Origin of the sequence: Alteromonas sp. McT4-15, assembly GCF_020515205.1 — a bacterium.
GTDB lineage: Bacteria > Pseudomonadota > Gammaproteobacteria > Enterobacterales > Alteromonadaceae > Alteromonas.
The window spans coordinates 16,338-28,106 of the sequence record NZ_JAJALG010000044.1; the positions used below are offsets into that span (position 1 = coordinate 16,338).

The following is an 11,769-nucleotide window of genomic DNA, read 5'->3' on the forward strand; positions in this document are numbered from 1 at the left end:
ACCCTGTAATTTGTGAGTTAGTATTTATGAGCAAAGGAAGCCAATTCTCTATACATTGTCAAAACTGCAGTTTCAGTCATTTATGTCTACCAGTGGCATTGAATAAGACAGAAATTGAGTCTCTTGATGACATTATTGAGCGTAAAAAACCACTCCATAAGGGCGATACGCTTATCCAAACTGGCGATACCTTTCGTTCACTCTTTGCTGTTCGCACAGGCTCATTTAAGTCTTTTGTTACAAACAAAGAAGGTGAAGAGCAGATAACAGGTTTTCACTTTCCTGGCGATATCATAGGCTTTGATGCACTACGTGAAAATCAGCATCAAAGCTACACGCAGGCTCTTGAAACTGCAATGGTGTGCGAACTTCCCTACGAAACGTTAGATGAAATGTCAGTACAATTTCCAAAACTTCGTCACCAGATTATGAGCTTCATGAGTGCGGAAATTAAGCAAGATCACGATATGATTATGCTGTTAAATAAACGCACAGCCCAAGAACGTCTCTTATATTTCATCTCGCATTTGTCTCAACGTTTTGAAGAACGTGGTTTTTCACACAGAGAGTTTCACTTAACGATGACACGTAATGAAATAGGTAACTATTTAGGTTTGACTATCGAAACGATAAGTCGCCTGTTAAGTCGCTTCCAAAAAGACGGTATTATCAAGGTAGATGGCAAGCTTATTACTATTTTAGATTTTGATCGACTTAGTACAAAACTAGAAGCGCTTAACGGTCCCAGCGTTGTGTGTAACGGTTAGGAACCCTAATCAACAACTGATAACAAGATTAAGATTGGCGCTTTGAAAGCGCCTTTTTTATTTATTGATCTAAAACAACTAACGTTTTTAGTATTGTCGTTTACACTTACCTTAAGCGTCCAACTTATTTATAAAACTAAATACTAAGCTTTTGTTTATAAGGGGTAGTTATGATTGAGTACAAACGCATCCTTGCTGTTGTTGATGCCGAGCGAGACAACCAACCTGCCTTAAGCAGGGCCTACGAATTAGCGTCAAAATTGGGCGCTTCAGTAACAGCCATGATGGTGGTATACGATCTCTCTTATGACATGACCACTATGCTTAGCCCTGATGAAAGAGAGTCAATGCGCGACGCCGTCACTAACGAACACGCCAAATGGCTATCAGGAGAGCTTCACAAGCAAGGCTATGGAGAAACTGATATTGTTGTTGAGTGGAATAATCGCGCCTATGAATCAATTATTCATTATGCCTTGGACAATCAAATCGATTTAGTGGTTAAAGCAACTAAGAAACATGATGACTTGGCATCCGTTATATTTACGCCCACAGACTGGCACCTGATGCGTAAATGCCCTCGTCCAGTATTATTGGTAAAAGAGCACGATTGGCCAGAAGGTGGCGAAATTATTGCTGCTGTAAACGTAGGTACTGAAGACGACGAACATGCTGCGCTCAATGATAAAATTACCGTTATTGCCAACGACTATGCGTCGCTTTTAAAAGGGAATGTCAATCTTGTTAACAGCTACCCTTCTACACCGCTAAATATTGCTATTGAAGTCCCTGAGTTCGACCCTGACACTTATCATGATGCGGTTAAGCAACACCACCAGAATGAAATGCGCGCCCATGCACTTAAATATGGTGTACCTGATAATAAATGCGTAGTTAAAGAAGGATTGCCAGAAAAGGTTATCCCCATGGTTGCAAAAGACATTGACGCAGAACTCGTTATCATCGGCACAGTTGGCAGAGTTGGCATTTCAGCCGCTTTGATTGGTAATACTGCAGAACATGTTATCGATGAACTGAACTGCGATGTGTTGGCACTCAAGCCCGACGGTTTTGTATCACCGTTGGCAAACTAAGTGCTGTGCAAAGTAGGATGTCATTATTTTGAACGAACAAGAACTCTGAACGAACAATAGCGAATAAATTAACGTGCGCAGGCATGGTTTCGAAAAGGTGCTTTATTGTATAATGTGCTTTTTATTACAAACCAAGCTAGTTAATTATGAGTCTAGGCACAAATGGTGCTGATGCGGCGCCTCTAAATGCGACGCAAAGTAAGCAAAAGTACAACTTCAACAAACTTCAAAAACGCCTTCGCCGAAATGTGGGTAAAGCCATTGGCGATTTTGGAATGATTGAAAATAATGACAAGGTAATGGTGTGCCTATCAGGCGGTAAAGACAGTTACACCATGCTCGACATTCTTTTATTCTTAAAGAAGATTGCGCCTATTCACTTTGATATTGTTGCCGTAAACCTAGACCAGAAACAGCCCGGTTTCCCGGAGCATATTTTGCCTGAGTATCTAGATAGCATTGGTGTCGATTACAAAATCGTCGAAGAAGACACCTATTCAATTGTTAAAGATAAAATTCCTGAAGGTAAAACAACCTGCTCACTTTGCTCTCGTTTGCGTCGCGGTATTTTGTATCGCACTGCGAAAGAATTAGGAGCAACTAAAATTGCACTTGGCCATCACCGTGATGACATGCTAGAAACCTTCTTTTTAAATATGTTTCATGGCGGTAAACTAAAATCGATGCCACCAAAGCTTGTTAGCGACAACGGTGAACACATTGTTATTCGCCCACTAGCCTATTGCACTGAAAAAGATATCGAAAAATATTCTCAGGCAGCAGAGTTTCCTATCATTCCGTGTAACCTATGCGGTTCACAAGAGAACCTACAGCGCCAGAATATTAAAGCCATGTTGCAAGATTGGAATCGTCGCTTTCCAGGTCGTATCGAATCTATGTTCAGGGCGCTACAAAACGTGGCACCTTCACACTTGGTAGACAGCAATTTATACGATTTTAAATCAATTACTACGCAAGATGGCCCGGTAGAAGATGGCGATATCGGTTTTGATCAACCCTCTTTTAATACAAGTGCAGATGAGAGCGCACTAGATAGTGACAACACTATCGAAGTAGTCAATATAATGGAACCGCGATAAATGAAAATAGGACTTGCGTTAGGTGCTGGTGCAGCAAGAGGCTGGACCCATATCGGTATTATAAAAGCACTGGAAAAACTCGGTGTTAAGATAGATGTCGTTGCAGGGTGCTCTATCGGCGCATACGTCGGTGCTGCCTACGCAAGTGGAAAATTGGATGAGTTACAAGAATGGGCGTGCTCGCTAAGCGACTGGCAAGTGCTGGCGCTAATGGGTGTAGGTCTTCGACGTGGTGGAATTGCCAGCGGCCAAAAGGTGTTTGATAAGCTGTCTAACGAGTTTTGTGTTGAAAACTACGAAGATATGCTAAAACCTTTCGCAGCAGTAGCAACCGATTTGTATTCGGGCCGCGAAGTCGTGTTTAACTCTGGTCCTATTGGCGACACAATTCAGGCTTCATGTGCAATTCCCGCCCTGTTTGCGCCCGTTGCGCATGGCGATCGCTGGCTTGTTGACGGCGCGGTTGTGAATCCAGTTCCTGTTAATCTGTGCCGACAGTTAGGTGCGGATTTTGTAATTGCGGTAAACCTCAATGCAGATTTTCGTCCGTTAATGATTGAAAAGTTACGTCATGATCATGAAGAAAATCAACGTAAAACAGAAGACTTTTTTACCAAAAGTCAAAATGTGTTGAAGCAATGGTTTTCACCCGATAGTAAGCAAGAAGAAAAAGAGCCAACTGTTGTCACTGATGAATCAATAGCTTCAGAAGTTATTGAAAAAATTGAAGAAGAAGTGACTGAAGTGCCCGCAAAAGCAAAGAAAAGTAACCCACCAGGTATCATGAGTGTGATGAGTAGTTCGCTTGATATCCTTCAAGCACGCGTTACTCGTTCGCGCTTAGCTGGCGATCCACCCGATATTCTTATTGAGCCTCAACTTACCGATGTGGGGATTATGGAGTTTCATCGTGCACAAGAGTTATGCACAAAGGGCGAAGAAACTATCGCCCGAATTGCAGAACAAATTAGGTATCAGCTTCTAACTTGATGCCATAGCGGTAATTCTTAACGGCGCTTCAGGCAGCGTAAGGTCTTTAGCGTCTTTTAGCCATTCCTCATCTAACTGCATAATACCGTTGTTAACCTTAACACCTTGTGGAGTAACAAAATCTAGGTGTTTATCGTTAAATTGCACCATTAACCCTTTAACTGAGGGCATCATAAACGACAGGAAACTTCCCATTTCGTTAAAAAAAGCAGCATACTGTTCATAGAGGAAGTCGAGATCGTCTTTGGTGTAATACTGTTTCAAATATTCAGGCTTAGTTTCCAACTGCACTGACATATCGCACACATTAGCCCGTTCTTCTAGTGAAATTCTAACCAGCGCATTAGCCAATTTTAGTGCTTTTTCAGCAGGCACAGTAAAGCGGCCTTCTTCGCTCACATCCAGCGGCATATTTTTCTTGTCAGTGACAATCTCAGCTTGCTTAATCTCGCATAAGCGACCTTCACCAACTCGGATAAAACCAAAAGCGAACTGTAACGCTTGGGTATCCTCGTTATCTAATTTCTTAATATGGCTGTAAAAACGGCTATATTCAACATCAATGGTTTCACTGAAAGTAAAGCCTGATACAAGTGTAGATGCCAGTAATAGTGCGGCGCGTATCATTCGGTTAAAAACTCCTCGTTAAATCGGATCATAGTTTGAAGCTCTTCGACGTAAGCGGCTCCACGCTCTGAGTAATTCATCAACCCTTCTGCTAACGCTACGCCAGTAATAGGAATTTGATTAGCTCGTAATCGACTTCTAATTTCGCGTAAATCTTCATAGGCATCATGACGATTCAAATTACGCATGTAGGTATATGTAGCGCGTGAAAGACTGTCGAATTTGGCAACTTCATGAGATGCACCATCGTTACGTTGACTAGGCACAAAACCACAGCCTTTCGAAAAACACCACAGTCCGTAAAAATTGTACCCCTTGCGAGCGAAGCGGCTCGTTCCCCAAGCTGACTCATTAGCCGCTTGTACCAGAACAAGTTCAACTGGTAACACATCTATTTTTTGTAAAAGGCCTAACAATTTCGTCTTTAGCGGTTGGTTAGATTTAACGCGGTATTCTTCTTCTAACCATACTATACGCGCTTCATCATCATCGCTTAGTGGCTCATTGGCGAGCGCTTTGCGATAAAGCGTTTGAACGTAGTGCCTTAACGTTAACAAATAGGCATTTTGCTTTTCGACTTCTGGTCGTAAATAAGAAAAAAAAGCTGCCTTTTTTTCCTTAACATCTGTGTATTGAGAGAAATCTGGTACCGGCTTTTTTGCCTCTACAGATTGGGGCACGTCGAGAATATCGGGCTCATCTTCAGTAAAAATTATGGCGTTTATCACAATAACGGCAAGAACACCGAGAGTGATAAGTACAATTTTTAATGTTTCACGTTTATGCATCGAAGCTAGACTCATTCACATCATTTTCTGATGCGTCCGTGCGTTGGCCCTGCTCCCCTATCAGTTCCTGATAGAGCAAACCCATCATACTAAAATAAAAAGGCAAAACCCATATAAGCGAGAATCCCAGCGTAAGTGGTGCCGTTATGAATAGTAGCGTAAACACAACAAAAACAGCAGCAATCTGAGACCAATAGGCATTAAATACGCGGCACGACAAAATTATTGCGCTTATGGGCGTCATTTTTCTATCGGCGACCAACATAAGCGCAAACGATGATGCGATATAGAAATAGATCCCAGGTAGCAGAAGTAACACCAAACCAAGTTGTACCAGAATACTGTTTACAAGTTGCGTCAACGCTAACAAAAACAATAAAGGGAAATACTGAAAAATAGTAAAAACCGAGGTTTTAAGGCCACGCGCTTGGGTAACACCTATCATGTATAGACCCGTCAGTAGTGGCGCGACGATACATATAGCGGCAATTTCAATAATAGATTGGTGCTCGAAGGTGTACGTTCCATCATCATGGACAGTAATGTATTGCTGTGCAAAAACACCAAGTACAACAAAGGTTAGAAACAGCACTACACTGCCCTGCAGTAAGGTTCCAAAATTGCTTTTCGTCAAGCGCGCAGCTTTTGACAAAAGTGCTTTAATGTCGAACTCATAGGCTTTTGCTAACGTTTGACTAAGACGGTCTGGATGTACTTCTTTCACACAACTCTCTTTAGCGAACTTGTTAAAACCGTTGGATTATATCAACTTACGGTGGTAATTGCCCGTCTGCCTTTTATCAACCAATGATTAACTTAGCGGCCAATCCAACAAGGAGTACACCCATGGCACGATCTAGCCAATACCCCTTTTTACCGATTAGCTCTGCCACTTTACTTGTACTTAACATGTAGGAAAGGAAACAAAACCATAAACCTGTCGCAATAGACAAATAGATGCCATAACCAAGTTTTACGCCAAATGGTGTATCGATACTAATTATTGCAGTGAACAATGATAAGAAAAACAGTGTCGCTTTTGGGTTCAGTCCATTTGTTAAAAAGCCCATCCATAACGCCTTTTTCGCAGAAATTTGCGTTTTCCCCTTCACTTCAACGGTAATCTCATCATCTTTGGGAGGGCCACTTCTAAGCGCGCCAATGGCAAGATACAACAAATAGGCCGCGGCAAGATAACTAAACGTTGTAAACAACCACGGTGTGGTGGCTATCACTACACTTAGGCCAACTAGTGAGTACGCCACGTGCAATAAAATGGCAGCACCAATACCTACACTGGTATACATGGCAATTCGACGTCCATACGCCACGCTGTTTCTAACAACAATCGCAAAATCAGGCCCTGGGCTTGCCACCGCAACAAGGTGAACTAAGGCGATAGTTAAAAACTCGTTCATATACTGCATGTAATGCGCCTCCTACAGCGCGAATTAAGTAAATTGTGCAATGAGGTCGTCAACGAGCTTGGGTACTACTTCGGTAGCCAGCCCCTGTCGCGACTCATCAAAAAGTGCATTGGTAGCGCCAAAAGCTAAATTAGCTTCTATGGTAAATGCCCCCGCCTCTTTTGCGACTTGTACGAAGCCCGCCGCGGGATAGACATTTCCTGACGTCCCTATTGATATAAAAATATCAGCCATCGCTAAAGCATCATAGATTCTATCCATGTGCATCGGCATTTCGCCAAACCACACAATATCAGGTCTAAGCGTATTTCTACCACAGCATGGACAAGGCGTTGTACCATCAAAATCATCAAGCCATTCAAAACGCTTACCAGAATCACCACACCGTGCCGACTTTAACTCGCCGTGCATGTGCACTACGTTTTGAGAACCACCACGCTCGTGAAGATCGTCTACATTCTGAGTAACTAATAACAAATTTTTCCCAATGTGCGCTTCTAGTTTTGATAATGCCTTATGGCCAGCATTTGGTTTAACACTAGCTTGTTGAAGTTGTGTACGACGCGCATTGTAAAAACGATAGACTAAATCGGGGTTAGCATGAAAAGCTTCAGGGGTAGCCACCTCTTCTATCCGGTGGTTTTCCCATAAACCATCATTATCTCTAAACGTTTTAATTCCAGACTCTGCGGAAATACCGGCGCCTGTTAACACGACTATGTTGGGCTTTGTCATTATTGTGTTCACTGCATACTGTATTGGGTCGCTAATACTATTTTTTGCTATCTTTCGCACGTTACAGGGTATTGGGCATTAGCCCCCCACTCTGACCACGAGCCATCATAAACTGAAACTTGAGTCGCACCACATAGTAACGCAGCAGTACCAATGATACAGGCGGTTATACCTGAACCACAGGTACAAATAATGGGTTTAGTCAAATCGACGCCTGTTGAAGCAAATATGGCTTTTAACTCGTCAACCGGCGCAAAATGGCCATTTTTCAATAAACAGGTAAAGGGCAAATTGAAAGCCCCTGGCATGTGGCCAGAGCGAAGCCCCTTTCTAGGCTCTAACACATTACCATAAAACCTAGGTTCGCTTCTGGCGTCTACAAGTTGAACATCCGTATCAAGGGCTTCTAATACTGCGTCAGAACCTACGAACCAACCAGGTCGTGCATGGCCTTGATAGGAAAAATTTCCGTATTGTCTCTGTTCCGATAGAGGCAGGCCCGCGTGTTTCCAGGCAGGCTGTCCTCCGTCTAATAAACTTATATCTTGATGACCGATAGCTTTTAACATCCACCACACTCTCGGTGCGCTGTACGTCCCTCTGGTATCGTAAACAACTAATGGCGTATTGTTTGTAATACCGAGATTTCCTAAATAAATACTGAGCTGTTCTGTAGATGGCATACTGTGAGGAAAACCCGTGGCATGATCGCTACCCTCACCATCGAGATCAAAATCTACAGAAGCAGGGAGCACCATAGCTTCACGTGCATCAGGTGTCTGCGTTACAGGGTCATCCATGACAGCTCTAACGAGTGTCATTGGCTTTTCTTGCATTAACGAAGCAAGTTCTCCAACTTGCAATAACACTGACATTACTCGCTCTCCTGCTTGGTAAATTCCTGCTTTTAAAACAATGTACTACAGTGCTTCCAACGCCGCTTCATAATTTGGTTCTTCAGTGGTTTCTGCAACTTGTTCGGTATACACCACTTTACCTTCACCGTTTATTACCACTACACAACGAGACAACAGTCCTGCCAGAGGAGCTGATGTAAATGTAACACCATAATCATCGCCAAAGCTCGAACGGAACGTAGAGCCCGTAATGACATTGTCGATCCCTTCTGCTCCACAAAAACGACCAGCAGCAAACGGCAAATCCGCTGAAACACAAATAACCGTAGTATTATCCAACCCAGCTGCTTGCTCGTTGAACTTACGTACTGACATTGCACACGTACCCGTATCAATTGACGGGAAGATATTTAAAACTACGTTTTTCCCAGCAAGTGATGATAGTGATATTTCACTGAGATCAGCTTTGACCAAGGTAAAGTCCGGTGCATTGCTTCCAACGCTTGGTAATTCACCAACGGTTAATACTTCATTGCCTTGAAATGTAATTGAAGCCATATTCTTTTCCTTTAAGTTACGTTGATATAGTGGTACCCAAACAACAATATCGCAAACAAAAGTTACTTTTTTACTACCTGCTCTTTTACTTGCGAAGACGCAAACGCCAACTTGTGCTGCAAATGGGGCTTGCCCTTTAAATACTCTCGCCTAAAAATACTAAAATAATGTGATAGTGTATTGGCACCCTCTTGTTGCCCTGCTAATTCGAGTACGCTTATACCGACCTCAGCAGTACAGTGTTGAAAGGCATGTGTTGATTCTCTAAGTAAATAATCCGAATCGCGTTCAGTACTTAACCCTAATACAGGAAGCTGGTGTAAGTAAGGGCTTTTAACAAACATTTTTTTTGCCTCGCGCCATGTACCGTCCAAGAAAATAAACAGAAGTTTTTTGTTACAGGGCGTTGGCGGCGTTGTAATACAACGGGATGGCTCAGCATATTCATGTGGAAACACAACAATGGGAAAATAGCGCGGGTCGTTAATCAAATTAAGCAACGCTGAATCCGGCTCTGTCCGCTTCCATAAGAATGCATGGTTATCTTCTACTACATCTGCAATTAGTCGGCCTGTATTGGTAGGCTTGTAGTACTCTCCTTTATACATCAAAAACAAAACCGCGATATCAGTGCCGGGTGTAGGCTTATGTGCGCAAATGCAATTCAATTTTGGTAATAGACACACCTCGCAACGTATTACTTTACTACCACGGGCGTGAAACGGGCGTACTGCGCTTTCTAATTCTGCAGCACGCAAAGACATAATAGAGTTCAAAGTAGTATGTATTCATCGGTAACGTATGTTGGTAATTTAACACAAAAAGCTAGCGCGCTATAACAATTCACCTTCATGAGAGTTGTAACCGAACCAAGTGGACTTCTACATCGTAATGATTACGTCACAATTTGGAGAGCGTAAATATGTACTGTGCTGACTGTGAGACTATAGATGATTACTTTTTTCAAAGGACAACCTTTTGGATTTTTGTCCCCACTGTAGAAACCTTTGGAAAAGTCGCGAGTCTTTGTGGTTCGATGCAATTACCCGCAAAGCAAGAATCCTCACATTGCATATCTTGTGAAGTGGAATACTCTGCAATTTCAGGTTTCATTACCTCACTAAATGGTGCCCTTGAAGTTAAAGAACTTGAAAACACCAAGGTTACTACGTCACAGACTCAAGACGTTCCCGGTATTGATGAGATGGGTAGAATGACAACCTTAGCCATCTTAATCTATCGCTTTCAGGCGAAGTGGCTGATTGAAAGTGTTGAAAAAGAGCGATATGAAACCTGGTATCAACCAATCGTTAATGCGCGCGATAAAAGCCTGTTTGCCAATGAGGGGTTGTTTCGTATTCGCGATGATCACGATGCAATCGTGCCACCTAGCTTAGCATTTAAATTAGCGGAACAGTCAGACCTGTTATTTTCGCTTGACCTTGTAGCTAGAAGATCTGCGGTTGAGTGTGCCGCAAAAGCAAAGCTCAATGGAAAGCTGTTCATTAATTTTAACCCTTCCAGCATTTACGACCCATCCTATTGCCTAAGAGCAACTGCCGCTTCAATTAATGAAATTGGTATGAAGCCTGAAGATGTTGTATTTGAAGTGACTGAAACGCACCGTGCGAACGACTTAAATCAATTAAAGGGTATTCTGGCATTTTATCGTAATGCAGGGTTTCAGGTTGCCTTGGATGACATTGGTTCAGGATGGTCCGGATTAAACTTACTTCAATCATTACGGCCTGATTATGTGAAAATTGATATGGAATTGGTTCGAAATGTCCACATTGATGAATACAAACAGAATATAGTCACGAACCTCATTAAGATTGCTAAAACAAATCACATTGAAGTTATTGCCGAAGGAATTGAGTGCGAAGAAGAAGCTCAGTGGTTAACTATGGCCGACGCAGACTACCTTCAAGGATACTTTTACGGAAAACCACAACCGATGAAGCCTAAACTGACCGAAGAAGATGCTCAAAAAGTCGAATCGTCACTTAAACCACTCGACAAGGCTGCGCATGTTTAGCCGACGCCGAGGGGCCTAAAACGATAGTGTTCAATGTTGAGATAGCAAGCGTTGCAACATATTGTGAAAGCGGTGGTAATGATGTGACAACCAATTTTTTATCGAAGTAGCCAAATCTTCATTGCAGCTTAATTCTACGAAACGATATCCTACACTAGGTATCGTTTCTATCCGCCACATCCGCTTTTTATCTATTTTTTTTATTTGTGCGCGCAACCGCGATACTGTGTGATTTATATTGTCATCGCACACATGCCTTCCACGCCATACGCTTTGTTTTATGGCCTCACGACTTACCACTTTATTTGCATTTTGTTTTAGTAAAGAGAGAAGTGATGAGCATTGCGGTGACAACAATGTTTCTCTTCCGTCACTTGTTCGCAACAGATGAGATGAGCTATCGAATGTAAGGGTTATCGTTGATTTGTCCATGCTGAATAATCGCACGCAACAACAAAATAATAGCCTTTAGTCTAGTTCATAATCATGAAACCCGCGTTCATAAACATGACAAAGCGCAACTTAAATGCGACAAAACGATGAATTACCGTATAAAATTTTTTCATAAAATTTGTCGGCAAAATTCATCGAAAAGCACCTCCTCGAGACCTAGCATTTAAAGCACCTTATGAAGTAGTTGGGTCAATACAAACAAAATATTCGAGGGATTTTGAAATGAATGTATTTAATTGCGTATTTCGGTGAATCCGAACGGTCATTTCGGTTTTATCCGATCACTTTTTCTTCTTCTTTTTCGTCCTTGCCAGTTTTACCTTAAGTGATCGGAT

General features: G+C 42.3%; 14 protein-coding genes. 5 read left to right on the forward strand and 9 right to left on the reverse strand.

The genetic code is table 11. From position 1 onward, the window contains the following. Positions 1-26: 26 nt before the first annotated feature. The 4 genes from fnr (at position 27) to LHL20_RS19065 (ending at position 3,951) form a co-directional block, all read left to right on the forward strand. On the forward strand, positions 27-767 hold the full coding sequence (fnr, locus tag LHL20_RS19050) for a fumarate/nitrate reduction transcriptional regulator Fnr (protein ID WP_226434402.1): 741 nt from the start codon (positions 27-29) through the stop codon (positions 765-767). 170 nt (positions 768-937) lie between these two features. Then, a complete protein-coding gene (gene uspE / locus LHL20_RS19055) occupies positions 938-1,861 on the forward strand; it encodes a universal stress protein UspE (RefSeq protein ID WP_226434403.1) in 924 nt (307 codons plus the stop codon). A 146-nt stretch (positions 1,862-2,007) separates the two neighbouring features. Continuing rightward, on the forward strand, positions 2,008-2,961 hold the full coding sequence (gene ttcA, locus LHL20_RS19060) for a tRNA 2-thiocytidine(32) synthetase TtcA (protein WP_226434404.1): 954 nt from the start codon (positions 2,008-2,010) through the stop codon (positions 2,959-2,961). Then, the gene (locus LHL20_RS19065; protein WP_159624579.1) at positions 2,962-3,951 is read left to right on the forward strand and encodes a patatin-like phospholipase family protein; all 990 of its coding nucleotides are present in this window, start codon (positions 2,962-2,964) and stop codon (positions 3,949-3,951) included. It begins immediately after the preceding gene. Here the strand turns inward: LHL20_RS19065 and LHL20_RS19070 are convergent. The 8 genes from LHL20_RS19070 to LHL20_RS19105 all read right to left on the reverse strand — a co-directional run bounded on the left by LHL20_RS19070 (position 3,943) and on the right by LHL20_RS19105 (position 9,707). After that, positions 3,943-4,578 carry a DUF2987 domain-containing protein gene (locus LHL20_RS19070; RefSeq protein ID WP_226434405.1) on the reverse strand — a complete coding sequence of 212 codons (636 nt, stop codon included), beginning with the start codon at positions 4,576-4,578 and terminating at the stop codon, positions 3,943-3,945. The two genes, LHL20_RS19065 and LHL20_RS19070, sit on opposite strands and share 9 nt — an antisense overlap. Continuing rightward, positions 4,575-5,366 (reverse strand): glucosaminidase domain-containing protein, encoded by a 792-nt coding sequence (locus tag LHL20_RS19075; RefSeq protein WP_226434406.1) that lies wholly within the window; start codon positions 5,364-5,366, stop codon positions 4,575-4,577. Before LHL20_RS19075 ends, LHL20_RS19070 begins: the two co-directional genes overlap by 4 nt. After that, positions 5,359-6,090 carry a stress protein gene (locus LHL20_RS19080; RefSeq protein ID WP_226434407.1) on the reverse strand — a complete coding sequence of 244 codons (732 nt, stop codon included), beginning with the start codon at positions 6,088-6,090 and terminating at the stop codon, positions 5,359-5,361. The genes LHL20_RS19075 and LHL20_RS19080 overlap by 8 nt, the downstream gene beginning before the upstream one ends. A 76-nt stretch (positions 6,091-6,166) precedes the next feature. Further along, positions 6,167-6,793: a LysE family translocator gene (locus LHL20_RS19085; RefSeq protein WP_159624586.1), complete on the reverse strand. Its 627-nt coding sequence runs from the start codon at positions 6,791-6,793 to the stop codon at positions 6,167-6,169. Between the two features lie 24 nt (positions 6,794-6,817). Further along, positions 6,818-7,540 (reverse strand): Sir2 family NAD+-dependent deacetylase, encoded by a 723-nt coding sequence (gene cobB / locus LHL20_RS19090; RefSeq protein WP_319003254.1) that lies wholly within the window; start codon positions 7,538-7,540, stop codon positions 6,818-6,820. Between the two features lie 35 nt (positions 7,541-7,575). Then, positions 7,576-8,403 (reverse strand): sulfurtransferase, encoded by an 828-nt coding sequence (locus LHL20_RS19095; protein ID WP_226434408.1) that lies wholly within the window; start codon positions 8,401-8,403, stop codon positions 7,576-7,578. Positions 8,404-8,448: 45 nt separating this feature from the next. Beyond that, entirely contained in the window at positions 8,449-8,943 is a 495-nt protein-coding gene (gene tpx, locus LHL20_RS19100; RefSeq protein ID WP_226434409.1) for a thiol peroxidase, read from the reverse strand. A gap of 62 nt (positions 8,944-9,005) precedes the next feature. Continuing rightward, complete coding sequence (locus LHL20_RS19105) at positions 9,006-9,707, reverse strand: tRNA-uridine aminocarboxypropyltransferase (protein WP_226434410.1); 702 nt, start codon at positions 9,705-9,707, stop codon at positions 9,006-9,008. 272 nt (positions 9,708-9,979) lie between these two features. On the opposite strand from LHL20_RS19105, the gene LHL20_RS19110 reads away from it, so the two are divergent. Continuing rightward, positions 9,980-10,981 carry an EAL domain-containing protein gene (locus tag LHL20_RS19110; RefSeq protein ID WP_226434411.1) on the forward strand — a complete coding sequence of 334 codons (1,002 nt, stop codon included), beginning with the start codon at positions 9,980-9,982 and terminating at the stop codon, positions 10,979-10,981. Between the two features lie 30 nt (positions 10,982-11,011). On the opposite strand, the gene LHL20_RS21285 is transcribed toward LHL20_RS19110, so the two are convergent. Continuing rightward, positions 11,012-11,413 (reverse strand): winged helix-turn-helix domain-containing protein, encoded by a 402-nt coding sequence (locus tag LHL20_RS21285; protein WP_226434412.1) that lies wholly within the window; start codon positions 11,411-11,413, stop codon positions 11,012-11,014. Positions 11,414-11,769 lie beyond the last annotated feature (356 nt).